The sequence below is a fragment of the Phyllobacterium sp. OV277 genome (genome assembly GCF_900104355.1).
Taxonomy (GTDB): Bacteria; Pseudomonadota; Alphaproteobacteria; order Rhizobiales; family Rhizobiaceae; genus Phyllobacterium.
The window spans coordinates 20,720-41,211 of sequence record NZ_FNIY01000017.1 but is presented as its reverse complement, the minus strand read 5'-3'; the positions used below and the strand labels follow the sequence as shown (position 1 = coordinate 41,211).

Here is a 20,492-nt window from a genome sequence, read left to right as displayed (position 1 = left end):
ACGCTTGCCTTTGCCACCGGCAATGGCTTCTCGGTGGCGGGTGTGCCGATTGCCGAGGATACGGCGATGGTTGAAGCTGGCGTTGACGTCAAGCTTAGCCGCCGGGCAACACTGGGTCTCACCTATACGGGCCAGTATGGCTCGGGTCTTACGCAAAATGCAGTCGATGCGAAGCTGAATGTTAGCTTCTAGGAAGATCGTTCGCTTCTCCAGTTATGGCGGCTGTTCTAGCCGCCACAACGACGACATGACTCAACGACGAAGCGTCCCGCCGGTATCACGCGAAAAGAGCTGAATTTTGCCCGTATCGAGTTTGAGACCAATTGTGTCGCCAAGAGCAATCTCGGTTTGGCCATCGACATGCACGGCCGTTGGGGTGCCATCGGCTGCATTGATATAGAGATGAGACTCTCCGCCCAGTTGTTCAATGTTTTGAACCACCCCCTTGATGTCCGTCGCATCAACTGGGCCGAGTGTCACATGACCTGGGCGAATTCCCAATGTCACGGGCAGACCGTGGGACACAAGGAAGGTCTCACGGCTCACGGGAATGCGCTCGCCCGAGTTGAACTGAACAAAGGCCTCTTGGCCATCAGCGGCGTGGATTGTACCTTGGAAGAAGTTCATTTTGGGCGACCCAATGAAGCCCGCGACGAAGACATTGGCGGGGTTGTTGTAAAGTTCCAGCGGTGCGCCGAACTGTTCAACTTTTCCGCTGCGCAACACTGCAATCTTGTCAGCCATGGTCATGGCTTCGACCTGATCATGGGTAACGTAAATCATCGTATTGCCGAGACGTCTGTGCAAGCGGGCGATCTCGCCGCGCATTTCCACACGTAGCTCCGCGTCGAGATTGGACAGCGGTTCGTCAAACAGGAATATTTTTGGCTCACGCACCACGGCACGGCCAATGGCGACGCGCTGGCGCTGTCCGCCCGATAGCTGTCCGGGGCGTCTGTTCAGCAAAGGCTCGATTTGCAGCATCTTTGCAACCTCTGCGATCTTCTGGGCAATCGCTGCCTTTGGTGTGTTGAGATTTTCAAGACCAAAGGAAAGGTTCTGGCGGACGGACATATGCGGATAGAGTGCGTAGGACTGGAACACCATGGCAAGGCCCCGGTCAGCGGGCGGAACGTCGTTGACCACTTCATCGTCAATGGCAATCTCGCCTTCACTGATTGGTTCAAGACCGGAAATCATCTTGAGCAATGTGGACTTGCCGCAACCCGACGGGCCGACAAAGACACAAAACTCGCCAAAGGCAATATCGAGATCAACACCCTTGATGACCTCAAGCCCACCATAGTTTTTCCTGACGTTGCGAAGCACAAGTCTCGACATTGGCGGCTAACTCCCCGTGGTCAGGTTGACGTCACGCATCATTTGCCACCTGTAGAGGCGATGCCGGTCGCGATGTATTTTTGTAGAAATGCGAAGACAATGGCGATTGGAACAAGCACCAGCACCGTCATGGCGAGCAGATTGCTCCATTGGGTTGTCAATTGTCCCTGGAACGAATTGAGCGCCAGTTGCAATGTGAACTTGTCGTTCTGGGAGAGCACAATCAGCGGCCAGAGAAAGTCGTTCCAGCGCCACATGATTGCTAGGATGGCAAGGACAGCGATCGCGGGGGCACTGAGTGGCAGGACAATACGCCAGAAGATTTTCCACTCGCTGGCCTTGTCCATGCGGGCTGCATCAAGAATTTCATCGGGAATGGTGAGCATATACTGGCGCAGCAGGAACACGCCCGTGGGCGTCGCCGCGCCGGGAATGATGACACCCCAGAGACTGTTCAGCATGCCAAGTTCGCGGGTGATCAAAAAGAGCGGGACCAGCACCACCGTTTGCGGAACCATCAAAGTGCCGACAATCATGGCGAGCACGGTGCTGCGTCCGCGGAAATGATATTTCGACAAGGCAAAGGCGGCCATAGAATTGACCAGCAACATGATGAGCGTTGCCATGGTTGTGATAAACACGCTGTTCCAGAGATAGCGCAGAAAATCAAAACGTTTGAACAGATCACCATAGTTTTCGAAAGCAAAATCAATGCGTTCAACTGGTTTGCGATCGGCCAGCGGCATCTTAATAAGGTCCTTGGGCGCTTCGGGTCTTACCAGTTGTGAGACAAGGCCAATGCGGCGTACCTGACCGGCTTGCTTTCCAGCAAATTCGCCATTGGTGATTTCAAACAGCGGGAGCGGTTTGTCATACCCTTCAATGCTGATCATTTCCTGAGCATAGGGCAAAAACGTGGGTGGAAAGCGTTGCAGTTCCGCTTCACTCTTGAAGGATGACAGCACCAGCCAAAGCACCGGCCCGAACATGATGACAATGCCGAACAGGAGATAGGCGTAAGACGCCCAATCCGTCCAATGAAGCCGGCCTATGCCACGGGTTCGGGTCAGGAAAGTGAATATTTTACCCATCGGCTTTGTTCCTCGTAACAGAAAGCTGAATGAGGGTGAGGCCAATGAGGACGATGGCCAACAGGATGGAAGCGGCGGCGGCCAGACCGAACAGACGCGGTGTTCCGGCGAAACCTGTTTCGTAAATGTATTGAATAATGAAAGTCGTCGCCGAACCCGGTCCACCGCCCGTAAAGGCATAGACCTCGTCAAAGGTCTGGACCCCCTTGATCAGGGCAAGCAGCAGGACAACAATCATGGTTGGCATAAGCAGCGGCAGTGTGATCCGGCGAAATGTCCTGAATGGTGTGGCTGCATCCATCAGTGCAGCATCATAGACATCACGTGGTATTGCCTGCAATCCGGCAAGCAGGATCAATGTGTAGAAACCCATATGGGCCCAGACGGATAGAAAAATTGACCAGATGAACGCCCAGTTGCGGTCAAGCAGCCAATTATACGGGGTGAGGCCGAATGCATCCATTCCGGCGTTGAGAAGTCCCTCGCGCTGCAGAATCCACTTCCAGATCAGCGCAACCACTACCGGCGATAGAAGAACAGGAAAGAAGAACACGCTGCGGAAAAAGCCGCGTGCCCGTATTTTGCCGTTCAGAACAATGGCCGTGACGAGGGACAAGCCGACCATAAACCCGACCTGCAGAGTGACGAACCAGAGTGAATTGTAGATGGCGCGCCAGAACAAATCCTGCGTGCAGGTATTCGGGTCAAGATGGTTGGTGCAGGTGGCCAGCGTTATGAAATTGTCGAACCCGACGAATGTCCTGTCGTTCAGCATGACCTGATCGGTTCCGGTCAGAGCATAGATAACGTTCAAAATGACAGGCAGAAAAGCGAATATCCCGAAGAGAATGAGATTGGGCAGAAGAAATACCCACGCGATACGCCGCAGGCCAAGCCGCCTTTGAGCAAAGCGCATGGGTATTTCAATAATGTTCATGATCGCATTCAGAACAGCGGTCATGTTGCACATCCCTTCATGGTTATTGCGTCAGGTCAGGTGGCGAACAGTTTATCGGCATTATTTGCCTGCCGACTGAATCGCCGCCTCCACATCCTGCTTGGCCTTTTCCATTGCTTCATCAATAGACATTTCCCCGACAATCGCCTGCGTCACGCGCTGCACCGTTATGTTGTACATGGTGCGGCTGTTCTTATAGCCCTGATAGGAATAGGCGATGGGTGACAGCTTGGCGATCTGGGCATTCCAGCCCTTGAGGGCCTTTGCCACGTTTTGCGAAGCATCGGTATAGGCCACGCCCTCCTTTGCCACGCCTTCATGAGCAGGGACATTGCGGGTCTTGCCGATGAACTCGGCGTAATTGTCTTTCTGGGCGATATAATTGATGAGTTTGGCTACAGCCTCGGGGTTCTTGGTCTGCTTGAAGCCCACGAGACCCGAACCACCGGGCATGCCGGAACAAGCGGCAGGTCCACAGGGCGAGCCGACAACCTCCCAGTCGAAACTGTCACCGATTGCCTTGTCGAGACGCTGAACCTGCCAACTGCCTGAATAGTAAAAGACCAATTGCGCGTTGATGAATTCCTGCGCCGCATCCTGATAGCTTGTGCCGCCGATACCGGCCCAGACATCCTTTGCCATGGTGCCATCTTTGTTCCAATTGACGAACTTGCCCATGAAGTCCGCAAATGGTGCATCAACAAGAATTGGGTTTCCCGCATCGTCAAAGATTTTGGCGCCGTTGGATATAGCCGGGCCCGCTATGCGGTGTCCCGAACGATCCATCGCCATCGGGAACGGCACCCCTGTTGCCTTGGCAACCTGACGCGATGCCTCAGCCCATTCATCCCAGGTTGCCTTTTCACCCGGCACTGCGACACCAGCCTGCTCGAACAGGGTCTTGTTGATATAGGCGCCGGTAATGGTCAGCTGGATGTTCATGCCATAGATGCCCTTGTCGTCAGGGCCGGTGCGTGACCACCTTAGCGTATTGCCAAAATTGGTGTTCCAGTAGTTGGCGTCGACATAGGGCGTCAGGTCGAGAAAGTACTTGGCAAGTCCGCCAAAATCGGTAACCAGCGCCATATCCGGGCCAGTACCCCCGGCAAGCTGGACAGGCAGGTTTTCCAGAATGGCCTTATAACCGACCACGTCGATGACAACATGGGTGCCGGGATTGTCCTTTTCGTAGCGTGCAAACAGGGCTTCCAGCGTGGCACATTCATTGCCATCGGCGGCGCACATGAAACGGATATCATCCGCCGCCGCTGAGCCAGCCCACAAAGCAATGACCGACGCCAGAGCCGCACCGGTCCATTTGAGATTGCGCTTGTCCATCTGATATCCTCCCATATCGTTGTGAACATTGATCTGATTTTTTAGGCTATTTCGGTGTCCATCCCTTATAGAGCGGGTGTTCGTGGTTGAGCGGCAGCTCGGCAGTTCCACCCGTACGCGCCGTATGATAAATGGCAGTGACCATTTCAAGCGAACGTCGCCCGTCCGCAACTGTTACTTCATTTCCGCCTTGGCCTTCGATGGCATCGGCAAGAGCATCAAAGAAACCGGCAAAACCGGAATGCACCTCTGGAACAGCATTGACCACCGCATCGATTTCCGCCTGCCGTGCGGGGTCCCGGGCAAGAAAATGCCACGTATCTTCGGCCGGTGTATAGGGGGCTTTTCCGCTTTCCGCGGTGAACCCCTCAAAACAGAAACGGAAGTGGCTGGTATCGTCAGCAGCGCCAAGTGTTATAGAGCTGGTAGCCAATGCTCCGCTCTCCATTTCAAACACGATTGACGCGCAATCTTCCGTCTCGATGGGATTGACGCGCGTTGCGGTGAACGCCGTCAGGCGCCTGACATTCCCCATGACATAGCAGAGCAGGTCGTGATTGTGGATTGCATGGCTGAGAACGGCGCCGCCCTGTTCGCCCTTCCATGTGCCGCGCCATGGAATATCGTAATACTCGGCACGTCGGCACCAATGCGTTTCAATGCTTGATGTATAGGCTTTGCCCGCGAGACCCTTGTCGATAAGCGCGCGCAGTTGGGCAAATCCTCGGCCAAAACGATATTGGAAAACAGGCGAAAGGATGCGCCCGGATTTCTGGACGGCCTCGGCGAGCAGGTCCGCTTCATGCAGCGAGCTAACAAAGGGCTTCTCGCAAACGACATGTTTCCCCGCTGCAAGTGCTGCCATGGACACTTTGAAATGCAGGTGCGGCGGCAGGCAAATATCGATGATATCGATATCCGGATCAGCCAATACCCGGTCGAGATCCGGTTCAATTCTGATCGAGCGGTCGCCGTCCGTAACCTTTGCTGCACGCTCCTGATCAAGATCGCACAGAACGGAAACGGTGAAACGATTGGGGAGGGCACGATAGCCCTTGAGATGGCTTGCACCGATACCGGCGCCGATGATGGCGACGCGAATGGGATTAGCCATGGCGTGCACCTGCGGTGGCTTCGGCCAGCAACTGTGCTTTGATGGCGAGTTCCATGACTTTGAACGCATGCGCCTGCGGCATCGCATTGCTCGTACGGTTGCGGATATCATCCGCGAGCGTGGCAAAATAGGGAAGGCCAGCACCGGATGCATCGATCCTCTCGCAGCGTGTACCGTTGACGAGGTAGAGATGATCGGTGCCATTGTCGCGTGCCACGTCGACATATTTGCGCAGCTCAATATAGCCTTCTGTTCCAAGAATAGTCAGACGTCCGTCACCCCAGGTTGGCAGAGCGTCAGGCGTGTACCAGTCAACGCGGATATAGCAGTGGCCCTTGTCGCTGCGCAGTGCGAGGCAGCCAAAATCCTGCAGGCCCGGATCATCGGGGTTGGCATGGTTGGCAACTTCGGCAAAGAGGATTTCCGCATCGTCAGAGCCGGTGAAAAACAGGAACTGGTCGATCTGATGCGAAGCGATATCGCAGAGAATGCCACCATATTTGTCGCGTTCAAAAAACCATTGCGGCCGCAGATGCCGGTTAAGACGATGCGGCCCGAGACCAACTGTCTGCACGACCTTACCAATCGCCCCTGACTGTACGAGTTCGGCGGCTTTTGTCACGCAGGGAACTTCGAAGCGTTCTGAAAAATCGATTGACCAGATACGTCCGGTTTGGTTGACGGTTTTCCTGATCGCTTCGAGCTGTTCCAATGTGGTGCAGCCCGGCTTATCAACCATGACATCTTTGCCGTGCTCCATGGCTTCAATAGCCCTGATGGCGCGCCGCGACGGCACATCGGCAATCAGCACGAGATCAATTTCAGGGTTGTTCAACAGTTCTTCACGCGTTGCCGCGCGCGGGATATCGGGAAACCGCTCGATGAAACTGTCGAGGGTCTCGGGCGTTCCTTCCGTCCACCAGCCGACAAATTCGGCTCCAACATTCATCATGTTTTCCGATTGGCCGAAAATGTGCCGGTGATCGATGCCGATGGCGGCGAATTTGAGAGGTTTTGACATTCATATATTCCACGGGGCAAGGGTTACGGAACGTTCGGTGTTTGCTGATGTGACAAGCGCATCAATCAAGGCGTGGACGGCGAGACCCTCTCTGCCTGAAATGAGGGGCTCGGTGTTGTTGACGACTGCGCTGGCAAAATCGCGGATAATCTCCTGATGCCATTCATGGGTGAAGGCCATTGGATTGGCGCCACCGCCAGTGCCTGCCTCTTCGCCGAAAACATCCGTCTTGCCGGTGCGCCACGTGATAATCAATTGTCCTGCGTCCAGACGCGCGGACGCCTTGTCACAATGAAGGGTGATGGTTTCGCCGGTGCCGGGAAAGCTGGCCGTGCTCGCAACGAGTGAGCCGATGGCACCACTGTCGAATTCCAGCCCTGCAGTGACGTAGTCCTCAGCCTCCATCTGGTGGAACTGGCTGGTTTTTGCCGTGGCCTGCACTTTCCGTACTGGACCAGTAAGGGAGAGCGCGAGATCAAGCGAATGGATCGCCTGCGAGATAAGAACGCCGCCGCCGTCCCGGGCGTAAGTTCCACGTCCCGGCGCGTCATAATAGGATTGTTCCCGCCACCACGGCACTATAATTTCCGCAATACGGATTGACCCGAGTGCTCCGGTTTTGAGCATGTCACGAAGCTGAATTGAAGCCTGACGGACACGGTGCTGAAAGATAATGCCAAGCTTGACATTATGATCTTCGCAAAGACCAACGATCGCCTTCGCGCTTTCCAGCGTTCGTTCGATAGGCTTTTCCATGAGAATGGATTTGCCCGCAGCCGCAAGCGCTTTTGTCATTTCCAAACGCGCGTTAGGCGGCGTTGCGACAATCACAAAATCTATGGCCGGATCGCTGGCAATTGCTTCAAAGGAAAATACCGTTTCCGGGCGGTAGCCGAGGATGATAGCAGCCTCATCGGCAAATTGGGTGCTCCGCTCTCTGTCGCGGCCACAAACAGCTTTGAGCTCGATGTCAGGTGTTAGCGCGGCAATCGCCCTGACGTGCGTGCTTGCGACCATACCCAATCCGATCAGGGCAATTTTCATCGGGCCTCCCTGCGCCAATGCCGGTGATGCCAAGCCCACCGATATGCCTTCGATAGCACACCGGTATACCGGTTGTAAATCCTGAGAATACCGGTATACTGGCTAAATAACGCGGCTTTCCAAGGATCGATCAAACGTGTCAGACGGCACCAAATCTTCAGACAATGATGTTCCGGTTGGCGGATTGGCCAATATATCCTTTGGTCAGCTGGAATATGACCGGCCGACAGCATCCCAGATTTATCCTGTTCTGAAGAATGCCATTCTCAAAATGGATCTGGAGCCGGGACGCCTGATTTCCGAGACGGAAGTCGGTGCGCGGTTTGGTGCCAGCCGCACACCTGTGCGCGAGGCATTTGCCCAACTTCGTGAAGCCGATCTGATAACGACGCGGCCCAGCCGCGGTACTTTCGTTACCAAGCTCAATCTAAAGCGCTTCCTTGAAGCGCACTTTATCCGCGAGGCCATCGAAATCGCCAACGTCACAAAATTGTGTGATGTCGGCCTATCGCCTGAGTTTGAGCGGGAACTCGCCGAGCTTATCGTCAAGCAGCAGTCGACGGTCGATGAGGATAGCGATCTGGCATTTCAGGCGCTTGACGACCAGTTTCACTTGACGCTGGCGCGCGCAACCGGTTTTGAGCGGGTCGCCGGACTTCTGGAACGGGAGAAGATGCCACTTGATCGCCTGCGTGTGCTCTCGTTGAGGAATGCGGACCATCAGCTCGTTTTGATCGAAGAGCACAAGCGCATGCTGGACACGATTATCAGGCGCGACAAACCAGCGGCTATTGAAGCCACCCGCATTCATCTGGGCTCGATCCTCAATGCCTTGTCCAGCCTTGCCAAAAAGCACGCCGATTATTTCGACGAGTAGATGAATTCTCGGCGCGTTTAGCCATCAGCTCACGCACAACGGCATAGCTAGCTGCCCTCCACCGTCAATTGAATGGCGTTGCGTGGACAGCGATTGAATGCTGAATTCGATAATACCCAAATACGTCCCCGGTTCTTGAGTTGACATTTAAGATCGAGTTTTGTCATGTGAAACCAAAGACGTGGGTAGGTGAGAATGAATTCGCTTGATGAAATTGCTGGCCGTCGGATGGTCAAGCCGCGGACGGCGGCTGACCATGTCGCAGATAGACTTCGCGAAGCGATCGTTAAAGGTCTCATCGAAGCCGGCACCGCTTTGCGGCAGGACGATCTGGCAACTAAATTTGGTATTAGCAGAATGCCTATCCGGGATGCGCTGCGCCTTTTGGAGGCAGAAGGCTTTGTTTCGATCCATCCGACGCGCGGAACTTTTGTCTCGCTGATTGATACGGGTGAGATTCGTGAAATTTTCATCCTGCGGCAACTATTGGAATGTGCTGCCCTGCGGGATGCTTTCCCGCATCTCACTGCAAAAATTCTGGATGATGCGGACCATATCCTTGATCTTATCGAGGAGGGTACTGATTTCAGCCAATGGGGTATGCTCAACCTCGAATTCCACATGATCCTTTACCGGCCATGCAAGAACAAGCGATTGCTTGGAGTGATCGAAGCGCAGAACAACGCTGCCGAGCGCTATATCAGGTTTCTCTCTACCATCAGAGATTTTCGCGGCCGTTCCGGTGCGGAGCACCGTGATATTATTGCTGCCTGTCGTGAGGGAAATGAGACACTCGCGATCGAGCGACTGACATGCCATTTGCAGATAGGCTGCCTCACGCTGACCGACGCGGTCGAGAACCGACCTTAAATTTACGAACAAGCCTCGTCATTTCTGTACATTTATGCGTCAGCAACTATTCAGACATATCTATGGGTTTGAATCAAATAAGGATTGAAGCGAATTATGCGTCTGCGCGATTGCCACAATTTCCATGATTTCAGACGTTTGGCCAAGCGCCGGCTACCGGGACCGATCTTTAATTATATTGACGGCGCCGCCGATGATGAGGTCACCTATCGCCGCAATACGGAGAGTTTTGAACATTGCGATCTGATTCCGAATGTTTTGCGCGGGGTCAAAGATATCGATACATCCGTCACGGTGATGGGGCAGAAGCTTGCGGTGCCGTTCTATTGTTCGCCAACAGCGTTGCAGAGATTGTTCCATTATCAGGGCGAGCGTGCGGTTGCCGCAGCGGCGGCCAAGCATGGGACAATGTTCGGAGTGTCCTCGCTCGGCACGGTCAGTCTTGAAGAGCTGCGTAAGTCTCATTCTGGACCACAGGTTTATCAGTTCTATTTCCACAAGGATCGCGGCCTGAACAGGGCGATGATGCAACGCGCCAAAGATGCGGGTGTCGAGGTAATGATGCTGACTGTGGACAGCATCACCGGGGGCAATCGCGAACGTGATTTGCGCACCGGATTTTCGATCCCTTTCAAGCTTAATCTGGCAGGCATGTTGCAATTCGCAATCAAGCCGCAATGGGCTTTGAATTACCTTACCCATGAACGCTTCAGTTTGCCTCAGCTTGACGCGCATGTGGATATGGGTGGCGGCGCCATGTCGATCAGCCGGTATTTTACCGAAATGCTCGACCCTTCGATGACTTGGGATGATGTGGCCGAAATGGTCCAGTACTGGTCAGGACAGTTCTGTCTAAAAGGTATCATGTCGGTAGCCGACGCCAGGAAGGCCGTTGAGATTGGATGCACGGGTATCATTCTGTCAAACCACGGCGGTCGGCAGCTGGATGGATCGCGCGCAGGTTTTGATCAGCTTGCCGAAATTGTTGACGCTGTTGGTGATAAAATCGATGTGATCATGGATGGCGGCATCCAGCGTGGAACGCACGTGATCAAAGCACTCTCCATGGGCGCCAAAGCCGTCGGCGTAGGGCGCTATTACCTCTATCCTCTTGCCGCCGCTGGCCAGCCGGGTGTCGAGCGCGCGCTCGGTCAATTAAAGGTGGAGATTGAGCGCGGGATGAAGCTTATGGGCTGCACTACGGTGGATCAGCTCAGCCGTGAAAACCTGAGGCTTCGATAGATCCCGGAATTAATCGCTACCGCGCAGTCACCCAATCATGCCATTCGTCCTCGCTGCCATGGAATACATTGAGGTCGATCCTGCCGTCGACACCATGAGAGAGACCCGAGCCCGAATATTGCCAGAAGAGCCAGCGCCGTCCGGGATAAACTTTGGACGGATGCTCAGCTACAGCGCGCAGCCAGAAGTGATAGTTGGGAAACGCATCTTTCAGATTATCCCGATAGAAATCCGGAGCGGTATAAATGATTGGTCGCTGGCCGTAATGCTTTTCCAGCTTGTCCATGAATACCTGCATTTTTTCCAGCACGACCTCGCGTGAAGGACGCCGTTTGCAGCTCGACTCGCCATTCCATTCCACATCGATTGCCGGTGGAAGGGCCCCGGCCTCGCGCGGCACATTGCGGATAAACCAGTCGGCCTGTTCGCCAGCTGTACGGCACCAATAGAAGAAGTGATAGGCACCCCGTTTCAGGCCAGCCTCTTTGGTATTGCGCCAGTTCGTCCGGAACATGGGATCCATATGATCCCCGCCATCAGTGGCCTTGATGTAAGCGAAGTTCGCGCCCTGCGAGCGCAGATTTACCCAATCAACGTCGCCCTGCCAGCGCGAAACATCAACACCATGCACGGCGAGTTTCCTGGGCGATGCCCGGCCGAAATTGATGGGTTTTGCGTCGCGGAAGCGGCGGCTGTAAATCTGCATACGGCCTTCCCGGGCCGGGCGCATTGTGGGGTCTACCGGGATAAGCTGTGCGACTGTTTTTTCCGGTGGAGCCGGGACAGCGATTATCGTCGCGGGCGGTATGAATGCCGTTTGTTCCGGAACGGGTCCTGCCCATGCCAGCATCTCCTGCCGATGCACAGGCGGGGAGGTGACGGTTCTCACGTCGACTTGAGGCACAGGATCGCGTGGCCTGACAACCGAACTGGTTGTTTCCCGCGAGGGGCGTTGTATCGCAAGGTCATCAAGGCTGGAGCTTGATCCGCAACTCGCCAGGACCAGGCACGTAAGCATGACTGTTAGCACACATGGAACACGCATAAGCACCCGTACTCGAAATAATGATCAATGACCCAAATGAACCCGGTTGGATTCAGCAATCTCAATTGCTATCAGTAAATTACTAGGAAAAGCTGAATCCCAATCTTAACCATAAATCGCGATGAAACTCCGCTATGGCGCCCGATGACAATAACCAGAAAGCAAAAGAAACTGTTGGTCATTGGCGCAGTCGATAACATTTGGATGTCGTGCCCTGTCTGGCAGATGGACAGAGGGACTATCACCCGTTAGACACCTCTCATGATAATCCGCTTTGATCGCACCTCATTTACTGTGGCCGTCTTCCTGCTTTTTGTGCTGGTGCTTCTGGCAACATTCGGAGCACAGTTAGGATGGATAAGGAGCTGGGCAGGGGACGTTCTGGCGACCATCTGGCTGTATTTTGTCTTCAAATCCGTGATCGAAGCGCGGCCAGCCTATCTTGTTCTTCTGGCGCTTGGATTTGGGTTGGGCGTCGAACTGGCACAATACCTCACCGTTTATTTTAACATCTCTATTTCCAATCGATTATTGAGGATTGTTTTTGGAGCCACGCCCGATTGGTGGGATGTTCTGGCCTATGCAGTCGGAGCTTCGATTGCCTGGATTGCCGAGATTTTGTTTTCAACTGAAAATCCTGACAAAAATATCTCCAGCCCGCACGGTACGGTGGACCAATCGTAAGCAACCCACTGATGCCAGAGCTGTGGCTTGCGCCAAATATCTAGTTGTTCGCACTCAGAACGAACGCTTTCAGATCACGTCCGTAACGCTCCGGCTCTTCGAAAAAGGGGCTATGACCGCTATTCTCATAGAGTTGCAATTTACTGTCAGCGTGAAGATCGCGAACACGTTCCGAGGTGGCCACGCGAACGAGCCTGTCATGCACGCCGTGAGTAAGAAGAATGGGACCGCTATAAGTCTGAAAGACCGGCAGAAGATCGGTGAGTGATGTTTGAATAAAACCTTCATTGACGGCTCGTGCCGTCATGCCATTGATGACAAGCATCCTATCAAACTCTTCTGGCGTAGGCTGTATGTTAAAGCAGCTTGCCAGAAATTCGGCGGTCGCTTTGCTGCGAACAGCAAGGTCACGCGACGTCGCCGTTTCGGAGAACTGACCCGCCAGAGGTGTTAGAAGGTCCGGGGACAGCTTCACCACCGCATCGACAAGGTTGATGCCCGCAATATGCGAACCGCCATATCTATTAAGATATGCGCCGGCGACGTAACCACCGAGGGACCAGCCGACCAGAACCGGACGGTGTAATTTCGCGCCATCAATCACAGCCTTGATATCATCGGCCCAAAGCTTGGGGTCCGAGTAGCTTTCGGGATCTTCCGGTTTCCCCGAATCCCCGTGTCCCCGAAGATCAAAACGCACGAGCCGAAAACCTGACAACGTCGGATCGTCAAATTGTTTGTCCCAGCTGAGCCCGCTTTGTCTCAGGCCATGAATGAAGAGAATTTCCGGCGCGGCTGGATTCCCTTTCGCTTCCACCGCAAGCATGGTGCCATCGGAAGATCTTACCGAGAATCTTTCCACAGTGCTGACCTGTCCCGCGGAAACATTGGTTGGGTTCACTGCTTCCGCTGCCACGACATGTGGCGAGGCCAAAATCGGTGAGATCAGGATAGCGGCAGCGACGAGCGCTGATCTGAGAGAACTTTTCATAGCACTTCCTATGTTGATTATTGATCACTAAACAACATACCTTGACCGATGCTGTCAATATGTTGTTTAGTGATCGATATGAAACATACACTTGACGATAAGCCGCGCGGCGGCAGGCCCTGGAGTTTTGATCGCGACAAAGCGCTGCATATGGCGATGACTCTCTTCTGGCGTCATGGCTATGAAGGCGTTTCTCTTGCCGATTTGACAAAGGCGATTGGTGTTGCGCCGCCAAGCCTTTATGCCGCGTTCGGAAGCAAGGCTGGTCTCTACAAGTCTGTACTGGACAGATATGAGGCAGGGGCAGGCCATCTTGATGTCGAGATTACCAATTCGGCAGGCGGCTTGCCTGACGCGGTGAAACTACTGTTGGAGGCAGCCGTAGCGATCGCAACAAGACGTGAAAATGAGCGTGGATGCATGGTTTCCACGGGCCTCATTACCTGTCATCCCGATAATGACGAACTGGCGCGTGACCTCGCCATGCGACGTGAGAAATCATTGCAGCAGCTCGCCGATGTGCTGGCCCGTTTTGCATGCGGCGAGAAGACGAGGCGCATTGCCCGGCATGTCCTGTCTGTCATGCAGGGGATTTCCATACAAGCCCGCGATGGTGCGACTGTGGAGGAACTTCACGAAATCGTTGATGAAGTTGTATGGGGGCTTAAAGAGCGTTTCGATGCCTGATTGGATCAGCGAAGGGACATGTGTCAATTCGTTCGGTGTAGAGGCGCGCGCGTCACAATGCGCGCACCAACACACATGGCGGTGGTGAAATCTACCTATGGAACCCGTCAGCTTTCAAAATCGACACTTGTCGTGACATCTGCCCAAGCCTCGAACTGTGCCTTGAGCGCGTCCAGCCGTTCGATGGCAATTTTGAGAGCAGAGGCTCCAAGGAGCAGCCGAAGCGGCGTTTGCTCAGCGTTGACAGCTTTGATAATGGCTTCTGCTGCCTTTCTTGGATCTCCGGGCTGCAAACCGGAGACGGCACGCGTTGCGGCCCGCCTTTTGCCTGCCGTTTCCGCGTAGTCGTCAATGACGGTCGTTGATTCAAGCATAGATCGGCCTGCCCAATCGGTCCGGAAAGCACCCGGCTCTACGATAAGCACCTTGATGCCAAGCGGCGAAACTTCCTTGAACAATGATTCTGAGAGGGCTTCCACGGCGAATTTGGTGGCGTGATAATATCCCGTTGCCGGAAATGCGACCAATCCACCGAGCGACGAGAAGTTGACAATACAACCGCTCCGCCGAGCGCGCATGCCAGGAAGCACCGACTTGGTAACAGCGAGCAATCCAAAGACATTTGTCTCGAACTGGGCTCGTACTCCATCGTCCTCACCTTCCTCGATCGCGGCGAGATAACCGTATCCCGCCGCGTTCACCAGTACATCAATTCGACCAAAGCGCTCTTCGGTCTGTTCAACGACCTGCTTGATCGTTTCCGGGTCGGTCACATCAAGCCTTGCTGCAACGGCATTTTTAGGAAATTTCGCCACAAGATCGTCGAGTGCCCTGATATTTCTTGCCGTAACCACGACAGTGTTTCCCGATTCAAGGACTGCCTCGGCAAGTGCGCGTCCCAAACCTGATGATGCTCCCGTGATAAGCCAAACTGACGTTTCTGCTGACATGGTTTTCTCCTTTGCGTCTGCCGGGATATCGACGATCCCACTGACAGGGAGATAAGGTAGAAGCACCGATCCGCTTAGATCTATCATTCCAGAGTTTTGCACAATCCTACCATTCTTGTTACTTTGCCTGTTCGGGAACAGGGGGCCGGAAAGATGGATGCAGTGCGACGGCAATTAATCGAGTTGGTGAGTTTTCATTGTAAATCGGACAAGCAGACGACCGGGGTCCCCGGTCTAATGCTGTTTCGCAGCGAACGCCCAACCGCCCCGGTCCGCAGCCTTTACAATCCTCGCCTCTGCGTTGTTTTGCAGGGCAAAAAAGAAATCATAATTGATCGTAACCTTATTGAGATCAGCCCGGAGGAATATCTCGTAGTCGTTCTCGACCTTCCGGTGAGTGCCCGGGTTTCGCAGGCAAGTCCGGGATCATTGCACTATGCGGTGACCCTTGATCTTGATCCGCAAATCATTGCGGAGATTGCCGCCGGTGACAGCGGTGAATCATCGCCGATCGCGAAAACGGCAGGTGCTGCGACCTCTGCCGTGACCCGCGATATTCTCGAGCCGCTCGAGCGGTTGACGCGGCTTCTGGATCGGCCCGAGGATATAAAAACAATGGCACCTCTCATCTACCGTGAGCTTATTTACCGGCTTGTTCGAGGCGGTCTTGGTCATATGATCATTCAAAGCACGATTGCCACCTCTGGCCTTGCGCGCATTGCACGCACCACTGTCTGGATCAAATCCAATTTTGACAAAGCGCTCTCTATTGCCACTTTGGCCGAGATGGCAGGCATGAGCCAGACATCATATTATCGTGCCTTCAAGTCTGCGACAGCGATGAGCCCGCTGCAATTTCGAACGCGCCTGAGGCTCTATGAGGCGCGGCGCCAACTCCAACTTGGTGGCGTAAAAATCGGGGCGGTCGCATACGCTGTGGGATATGAGAACCAATCCCAATTCAGCCGGGAATATCGCATGCTGTTCGGCAATTCGCCAAAAAATGACCTGCATTCACATTAGCCCGACCCTACTCATGCGACGACGCTGTCGCCTGCTGCAACGGCTACGACCTGCCTTAATGGTTAATTTGCGTTAACTATAAAGTGCTTGACGCGACTCGGTTCTTTGCGCAGGTTACTTACGGTTTTAAGGGGTATCCTGCGATATAAGCGTTACACGTAAATCTGAATGTTAGTGCCCTTTTACGGCGTTAAACTACCAACCAGCGTTACCCTTTTGGTTTTTCTATCGAATCGGCGCATCTTACCTTGCGCTGATGCGATTCTTTTGAACAGGCGCACAGGATCAATACGTGACTATGATGAACGCGGTACAGACAACAAAAACGGATGGTGCGCAAATTGCGGCTGTACCACAGCCATCCGCTGCCTTGACCGCTGATCGGGCTATTGCTGCTGACGCAGAAATGCTGTCGGCACAGCTGCAGGCAATGCGTAACCGGTTGTTTCCACCGACGGCGCAAAAAACACTACGCAAATTCACAAGTGGCGAGGCTGCCAAGCTCATTGGAGTTTCAGACGGTTATTTGCGCCAGCTTTCCATTGCAGGAGAGGGACCGCAGCCTGAAACCGGGGCAAATGGCCGCCGGCTCTATTCGCTCGCGGAAATCAATGCGCTGCGCCATCATCTTGCTGATGCTGGCGGACCAAAGGCGAAAACCTATCTGCCGCATCGCGATCCCTCTGCCAATGAACATATGCAGGTGATTGCCGTCACCAACTTTAAAGGCGGCTCCGGCAAGACCACCACGAGTGCACACCTCGCCCAACATCTGGCCATGGCAGGTTTTCGCGTGCTTGCGGTTGATCTTGATCCACAGGCTTCCATGTCAGCCTTATTTGGCTATCAGCCGGAACTCGATCTGACCGGCAATGACACGCTCTACGGTGCCATTCGCTATGATGGTGAACGGCGGTTGATGCGCGATATCATCCGTAAGACTTATTTTGACGGCCTTGATCTTATTCCGGGCAATCTGGAATTGCAGGAATTCGAGCATACCACGCCGCAAATGCTTGCTGATCGCCAGCATGGCGCACAGCAGAGCATCGAACAGCAGCTTTTCTTTGCCCGCGTTCAGGCAGCGCTCGATACAATATCGGATGATTATGATGTGGTCGTCATCGATTGCCCGCCGCAGCTGGGCTTTTTGACGCTTTCTGCACTTTGCGCCGCGACATCGGTTCTCGTCACCGTGCATCCGCAGATGCTTGATGTGGCATCCATGAGCCAGTTTCTGTTCATGACAGCCGATCTTCTGGCCGTTGTGCGGGAAGCAGGCGGTGAACTCAATTTCGATTTCATGCGCTATCTGATTACCCGCTTCGAGCCGAATGATGCGCCACAGCAGCAGATTGCCGGCTTCCTGCGCTCGCTGTTCGGTGATCGGGTTCTCACATCGGCCGTTGTCAAATCAACCGCCTTTTCTGATGCGGGCCTGACCAAGCAGACACTTTACGAAGTCTCGCGCGACAGTTTCACCCGGGCCACCTATGACCGGGCGATTGAATCGCTGTCCTCCGTCAACGCTGAAATCCAGAGCCTGATCTTCAAGGCCTGGAACCGGCCTGTGTGAGGTGAGCGATGACTGACAAGAACCGCAGGGATCAACTCAAGGCACTTTTTGGAACGGTGGACACGGCTCCCCAGCCGGAGCCCAAACCGGTTAATCCGGCTCCGGTAGAAGACAATTTATCAGAGCAACCAAAGCAGCGAACTGCTTCTGGCGCTATCAAAGCTATGGGCCTTTCGCTCGGGGGTATCTCGCGTGAGCTTGAGGATGCCCGTAAGATTAGAGAAAGTCTTGAAGGTTCGGAACGGGTCATTGAGATTGATCCCCAGCTTATTGAGTATTCTTTTGTCGAAGATCGGCTGAGCCACAATTTCGGCCTCGATGAGACCTTCCGGGAGCTGGTCGAAAGCATCAAGCTGAACGGTCAGCAGGTGCCGATCCTTGTCCGTCCGCATCCCGAGCGGCGCGGCTACTATCAGACCGCCTATGGCCATCGCCGTTTGCGGGCTGCAGCCGAGCTTAAGCTGCCCGTGCAGGCGATTATCCGTGAACTGAGCGACGCCCAACTTGTGGTTGCGCAGGGCAAGGAGAACGCCGAGCGCCGCGATCTCTCGTTCATTGAGCGTGCGTTCTTTGCCCGCAATCTGATTGACCGGGGCTTTAGCCGTTCGGTAGTGCAGGATGCCCTGGCTCTGCACAAGGCAGAGATGACCCGTTATCTGCAGGTTGTGGACGCCATTCCGAAGCCGATCCTGCAGGCAATCGGGCCCGCACCCAAGGTTGGCCGGCCGCGCTGGGTTAAATTGGCTGATATGCTGAGAAAACCCGAAGGGCGCGATGCCGCTCAAAAAGTGGTTCAGCAGGATCATTTCAAACTGCATGGCAGTGATGGTCGCTTCGATGCGGTGTTCGAGCGGTTGCTGGATCTCAACAAGCCGGCTGCAATAAAGGCAGGAAAGACTGATCCTGTGGCCGCAAGGGACATACGCGACGGCAATGGTGATGTCATTGCGCAGCTTCTGAACAATAAAAAGGAGCGATCAATCGATTTTGCAGACACCGTTCCCGAAGGCTTCGTGGACTTCGTGGCTGGCGAGTTAAACGGGCTTTTGCAGCGCTACAGGAGCGAGCGAAAAGCCTGAACTACGCGTAATCTGGTTTTGTGTAAGCGTTGAACGGAAAGAACAGAGAGAAGGAACAACGGCAAGAAAAAAGGCCCCCAGAACGTTACCGCCCCGGAAGCCCTCTTCAATGTAGCAATTTTAGAGAATCACTTCCTACCTGACTTGTCAAGAGTCGGACGCGTTCCGGCAACACCTTTCCCTTGCCTCAATTTGAGGTAGAGAAAATGACTGATCGTTTTGCAACGACGCCATTTGGCGGGCGATCGCTGTCGCATGCCATGTTCGCAGTGCAGGAAAAGACAGCGCGTGCCCGTGAAAAACTGGCGGGTACTGACGCCAATCACCCGGAAAAATGGGCGCTTTTGCGTGAATTAACGCAGGCGCGCGCGGCTTTCTTCCTTTCGGATCGCACGATTGCCGTGCTGGAAGCCCTTCTGAGCTTCTATCCCGAGACCCTGTTGGACGGAAGTACGCCTGTGGTGGTGTTCCCATCCAATGCGGAACTGTCCATGCGCACGCGCGGCATGTCGTCTGCGACTATTCGCAGGCATCTTGCGGCGCTTGTGGAAGCGGGATTAATCATCCGGCGCGATAGCCCGAATGGCAAACGCTATGCCAGGCGCGGCGAGGGTGGAGAAATCGAACATGCATTCGGTTTTGATCTGTCACCGTTGGCGCTGCGCGTTGATGAAATCAGTGAGCATGCAGCCGCGGCGCGCGATATGGAGCGGGCTATTCATCGCGTTCGCAGCGAAATCACCATTCATTTGCGCGACGTTTCCAAGACCATTGATGCAGGTCTCAGCGAAGAACGCTCCGGTGATTGGGAAGCCTATGCTGATGAACTGGCGCACCTTTCGGGGCGTGTGAGCAGGCACCTGCCACTTGAGACGATGAAGGTAAGGCGTGACGCGCTTGCCATCCTGCGCAGCAAGGTTGAAAAAGCCTATCTCGACACTCTTTCAAACGAAGAAATGAGCGGCACTGACTCTTCTTTTGAGCACCATATACAGAATTCAAATATAGACTCCCATTTTGAAAGGGCTTCCGAAAAAAGCCAGAAACGAACGGCAGCGCCTGAAACTGAAGATAAGGGGAATGCTGAATCCGGAAGGAACAAGACGGAAGCCGGGCGCAGCCAGGCAATGTTGAAAATGCGCCAGAGATTGCTGGATGCCAAACTGAAACGCGGACAGCACCGGGATGCAATGCCGGGTGAGTTGTCGGCGGGACAGATAAAAACGTCCGCATTGCCTTTGGGCGCGGTGCTGGAAGCCTGCCCGCAAATTCGCGATTATGCCCGCAATGATATCGCAGATTGGCGCGATCTGATGCAAACGGCGGCTTTGGTCCGCTCGATGCTGGGTATTTCGCCAGATGCATGGGAAAGGGCGCGTGACACCATGGGCGACATAAACGCCTCGATCACCATTGCCGCCATACTGGAGCGCGCAGGGGAAATCCGCTCGCCGGGCGGGTATTTGCGGGCGCTGACCGACAGGGCTGAAATTGGCCAGTATTCAGTTGTTCCGGTTATCAAGGCATTGAATGGCGAGGGAAGAATGTAGGCGCGGAATGT

At 54.3% G+C, this 20,492-nt stretch carries 20 protein-coding genes; 10 read left to right on the top strand and 10 right to left on the bottom strand.

The window, feature by feature from the left end; all coding sequences use genetic code 11:
• On the top strand, window positions 1-192 hold a 192-nt coding region (locus BLU05_RS25355; RefSeq protein WP_139210519.1), incomplete at its 5' end, for an autotransporter outer membrane beta-barrel domain-containing protein.
• A gap of 60 nt (window positions 193-252) precedes the next feature.
• On the opposite strand, the gene ugpC is transcribed toward BLU05_RS25355, so the two are convergent.
• Genes ugpC through BLU05_RS25320 form a run of 7 tightly spaced genes read right to left on the bottom strand, consistent with a single transcriptional unit; the run spans window position 253 to window position 7,907 of the window.
• Complete coding sequence (gene ugpC, locus BLU05_RS25350) at window positions 253-1,341, bottom strand: ABC transporter ATP-binding protein (RefSeq protein ID WP_091886670.1); 1,089 nt, start codon at window positions 1,339-1,341, stop codon at window positions 253-255.
• 38 nt (window positions 1,342-1,379) lie between these two features.
• Window positions 1,380-2,432, bottom strand: coding sequence for a carbohydrate ABC transporter permease (locus BLU05_RS25345; RefSeq protein ID WP_091886667.1), 1,053 nt, complete (start codon window positions 2,430-2,432; stop codon window positions 1,380-1,382).
• A complete protein-coding gene (locus tag BLU05_RS25340) occupies window positions 2,425-3,393 on the bottom strand; it encodes a carbohydrate ABC transporter permease (RefSeq protein ID WP_091886664.1) in 969 nt (322 codons plus the stop codon). The genes BLU05_RS25345 and BLU05_RS25340 overlap by 8 nt, the downstream gene beginning before the upstream one ends.
• 57 nt (window positions 3,394-3,450) lie before the next feature.
• Entirely contained in the window at window positions 3,451-4,728 is a 1,278-nt protein-coding gene (locus BLU05_RS25335; RefSeq protein WP_091886661.1) for an ABC transporter substrate-binding protein, read from the bottom strand.
• Window positions 4,729-4,774: 46 nt separating this feature from the next.
• A complete protein-coding gene (locus BLU05_RS25330) occupies window positions 4,775-5,842 on the bottom strand; it encodes a Gfo/Idh/MocA family protein (protein ID WP_091886658.1) in 1,068 nt (355 codons plus the stop codon).
• Window positions 5,835-6,863 (bottom strand): Gfo/Idh/MocA family protein, encoded by a 1,029-nt coding sequence (locus tag BLU05_RS25325; RefSeq protein WP_091886655.1) that lies wholly within the window; start codon window positions 6,861-6,863, stop codon window positions 5,835-5,837. The genes BLU05_RS25330 and BLU05_RS25325 overlap by 8 nt, the downstream gene beginning before the upstream one ends.
• Entirely contained in the window at window positions 6,864-7,907 is a 1,044-nt protein-coding gene (locus BLU05_RS25320; RefSeq protein ID WP_091886652.1) for a Gfo/Idh/MocA family protein, read from the bottom strand.
• Between the two features lie 136 nt (window positions 7,908-8,043).
• Here BLU05_RS25320 and BLU05_RS25315 point away from each other — a divergent pair, with 136 nt between their 5' ends.
• From BLU05_RS25315 to BLU05_RS25305, 3 genes are all read left to right on the top strand, one after another.
• Complete coding sequence (locus BLU05_RS25315; protein ID WP_091886649.1) at window positions 8,044-8,784, top strand: GntR family transcriptional regulator; 741 nt, start codon at window positions 8,044-8,046, stop codon at window positions 8,782-8,784.
• Window positions 8,785-8,979: 195 nt separating this feature from the next.
• Window positions 8,980-9,654, top strand: a complete 675-nt coding sequence (locus BLU05_RS25310) for a GntR family transcriptional regulator (RefSeq protein ID WP_091886646.1) — start codon at window positions 8,980-8,982, stop codon at window positions 9,652-9,654.
• 96 nt (window positions 9,655-9,750) lie between these two features.
• The gene (locus tag BLU05_RS25305) at window positions 9,751-10,896 is read left to right on the top strand and encodes an alpha-hydroxy acid oxidase (protein ID WP_091886643.1); all 1,146 of its coding nucleotides are present in this window, start codon (window positions 9,751-9,753) and stop codon (window positions 10,894-10,896) included.
• 16 nt (window positions 10,897-10,912) lie between these two features.
• On the opposite strand, the gene BLU05_RS25300 is transcribed toward BLU05_RS25305, so the two are convergent.
• Window positions 10,913-11,941 carry a glycoside hydrolase family 25 protein gene (locus tag BLU05_RS25300; RefSeq protein ID WP_091886640.1) on the bottom strand — a complete coding sequence of 343 codons (1,029 nt, stop codon included), beginning with the start codon at window positions 11,939-11,941 and terminating at the stop codon, window positions 10,913-10,915.
• 294 nt (window positions 11,942-12,235) lie between these two features.
• On the opposite strand from BLU05_RS25300, the gene BLU05_RS25295 reads away from it, so the two are divergent.
• Window positions 12,236-12,625, top strand: a complete 390-nt coding sequence (locus BLU05_RS25295) for a ribosomal maturation YjgA family protein (RefSeq protein WP_244518551.1) — start codon at window positions 12,236-12,238, stop codon at window positions 12,623-12,625.
• Between the two features lie 40 nt (window positions 12,626-12,665).
• On the opposite strand, the gene BLU05_RS25290 is transcribed toward BLU05_RS25295, so the two are convergent.
• Window positions 12,666-13,616: an alpha/beta fold hydrolase gene (locus BLU05_RS25290; protein WP_091886635.1), complete on the bottom strand. Its 951-nt coding sequence runs from the start codon at window positions 13,614-13,616 to the stop codon at window positions 12,666-12,668.
• A gap of 78 nt (window positions 13,617-13,694) precedes the next feature.
• Between BLU05_RS25290 and BLU05_RS25285 the strand changes: the two genes are divergently transcribed.
• Complete coding sequence (locus BLU05_RS25285) at window positions 13,695-14,303, top strand: TetR/AcrR family transcriptional regulator (RefSeq protein WP_091886689.1); 609 nt, start codon at window positions 13,695-13,697, stop codon at window positions 14,301-14,303.
• A 107-nt stretch (window positions 14,304-14,410) separates the two neighbouring features.
• Here BLU05_RS25285 and BLU05_RS25280 read toward each other — a convergent pair whose 3' ends face one another.
• Window positions 14,411-15,253: an oxidoreductase gene (locus BLU05_RS25280; protein ID WP_091886633.1), complete on the bottom strand. Its 843-nt coding sequence runs from the start codon at window positions 15,251-15,253 to the stop codon at window positions 14,411-14,413.
• A gap of 237 nt (window positions 15,254-15,490) precedes the next feature.
• Between BLU05_RS25280 and BLU05_RS25275 the strand changes: the two genes are divergently transcribed.
• The 4 genes from BLU05_RS25275 to repC all read left to right on the top strand — a co-directional run bounded on the left by BLU05_RS25275 (window position 15,491) and on the right by repC (window position 20,481).
• On the top strand, window positions 15,491-16,276 hold the full coding sequence (locus BLU05_RS25275) for an AraC family transcriptional regulator (protein WP_175540756.1): 786 nt from the start codon (window positions 15,491-15,493) through the stop codon (window positions 16,274-16,276).
• Window positions 16,277-16,577: 301 nt separating this feature from the next.
• Entirely contained in the window at window positions 16,578-17,852 is a 1,275-nt protein-coding gene (gene repA / locus BLU05_RS25270; RefSeq protein WP_244518552.1) for a plasmid partitioning protein RepA, read from the top strand.
• 8 nt (window positions 17,853-17,860) lie between these two features.
• Window positions 17,861-18,931 carry a plasmid partitioning protein RepB gene (repB, locus tag BLU05_RS25265; RefSeq protein ID WP_091886629.1) on the top strand — a complete coding sequence of 357 codons (1,071 nt, stop codon included), beginning with the start codon at window positions 17,861-17,863 and terminating at the stop codon, window positions 18,929-18,931.
• 206 nt (window positions 18,932-19,137) lie between these two features.
• Window positions 19,138-20,481, top strand: a complete 1,344-nt coding sequence (repC, locus tag BLU05_RS25260) for a plasmid replication protein RepC (protein ID WP_091886626.1) — start codon at window positions 19,138-19,140, stop codon at window positions 20,479-20,481.
• Window positions 20,482-20,492 lie beyond the last annotated feature (11 nt).

What these genes read in the sequence shown, in the direction of transcription:
- BLU05_RS25340 (WP_091886664.1), bottom strand. Translation starts at nt 3,393, where the DNA reads ATGACCGCTGTTCTGAATGCGATCATGAACATTATTGAAATACCCATG.
- BLU05_RS25345 (WP_091886667.1), bottom strand. Translation starts at nt 2,432, where the DNA reads ATGGGTAAAATATTCACTTTCCTGACCCGAACCCGTGGCATAGGCCGG.
- BLU05_RS25330 (WP_091886658.1), bottom strand. Translation starts at nt 5,842, where the DNA reads ATGGCTAATCCCATTCGCGTCGCCATCATCGGCGCCGGTATCGGTGCA.
- BLU05_RS25300 (WP_091886640.1), bottom strand. Translation starts at nt 11,941, where the DNA reads ATGCGTGTTCCATGTGTGCTAACAGTCATGCTTACGTGCCTGGTCCTG.
- repA (WP_244518552.1), top strand. Translation starts at nt 16,578, where the DNA reads ATGAACGCGGTACAGACAACAAAAACGGATGGTGCGCAAATTGCGGCT.
- BLU05_RS25305 (WP_091886643.1), top strand. Translation starts at nt 9,751, where the DNA reads ATGCGTCTGCGCGATTGCCACAATTTCCATGATTTCAGACGTTTGGCC.
- ugpC (WP_091886670.1), bottom strand. Translation starts at nt 1,341, where the DNA reads ATGTCGAGACTTGTGCTTCGCAACGTCAGGAAAAACTATGGTGGGCTT.
- BLU05_RS25325 (WP_091886655.1), bottom strand. Translation starts at nt 6,863, where the DNA reads ATGTCAAAACCTCTCAAATTCGCCGCCATCGGCATCGATCACCGGCAC.
- BLU05_RS25290 (WP_091886635.1), bottom strand. Translation starts at nt 13,616, where the DNA reads ATGAAAAGTTCTCTCAGATCAGCGCTCGTCGCTGCCGCTATCCTGATC.
- BLU05_RS25285 (WP_091886689.1), top strand. Translation starts at nt 13,695, where the DNA reads ATGAAACATACACTTGACGATAAGCCGCGCGGCGGCAGGCCCTGGAGT.
- repC (WP_091886626.1), top strand. Translation starts at nt 19,138, where the DNA reads ATGACTGATCGTTTTGCAACGACGCCATTTGGCGGGCGATCGCTGTCG.
- BLU05_RS25310 (WP_091886646.1), top strand. Translation starts at nt 8,980, where the DNA reads ATGAATTCGCTTGATGAAATTGCTGGCCGTCGGATGGTCAAGCCGCGG.
- BLU05_RS25280 (WP_091886633.1), bottom strand. Translation starts at nt 15,253, where the DNA reads ATGTCAGCAGAAACGTCAGTTTGGCTTATCACGGGAGCATCATCAGGT.
- BLU05_RS25335 (WP_091886661.1), bottom strand. Translation starts at nt 4,728, where the DNA reads ATGGACAAGCGCAATCTCAAATGGACCGGTGCGGCTCTGGCGTCGGTC.
- repB (WP_091886629.1), top strand. Translation starts at nt 17,861, where the DNA reads ATGACTGACAAGAACCGCAGGGATCAACTCAAGGCACTTTTTGGAACG.
- BLU05_RS25320 (WP_091886652.1), bottom strand. Translation starts at nt 7,907, where the DNA reads ATGAAAATTGCCCTGATCGGATTGGGTATGGTCGCAAGCACGCACGTC.
- BLU05_RS25275 (WP_175540756.1), top strand. Translation starts at nt 15,491, where the DNA reads ATGCTGTTTCGCAGCGAACGCCCAACCGCCCCGGTCCGCAGCCTTTAC.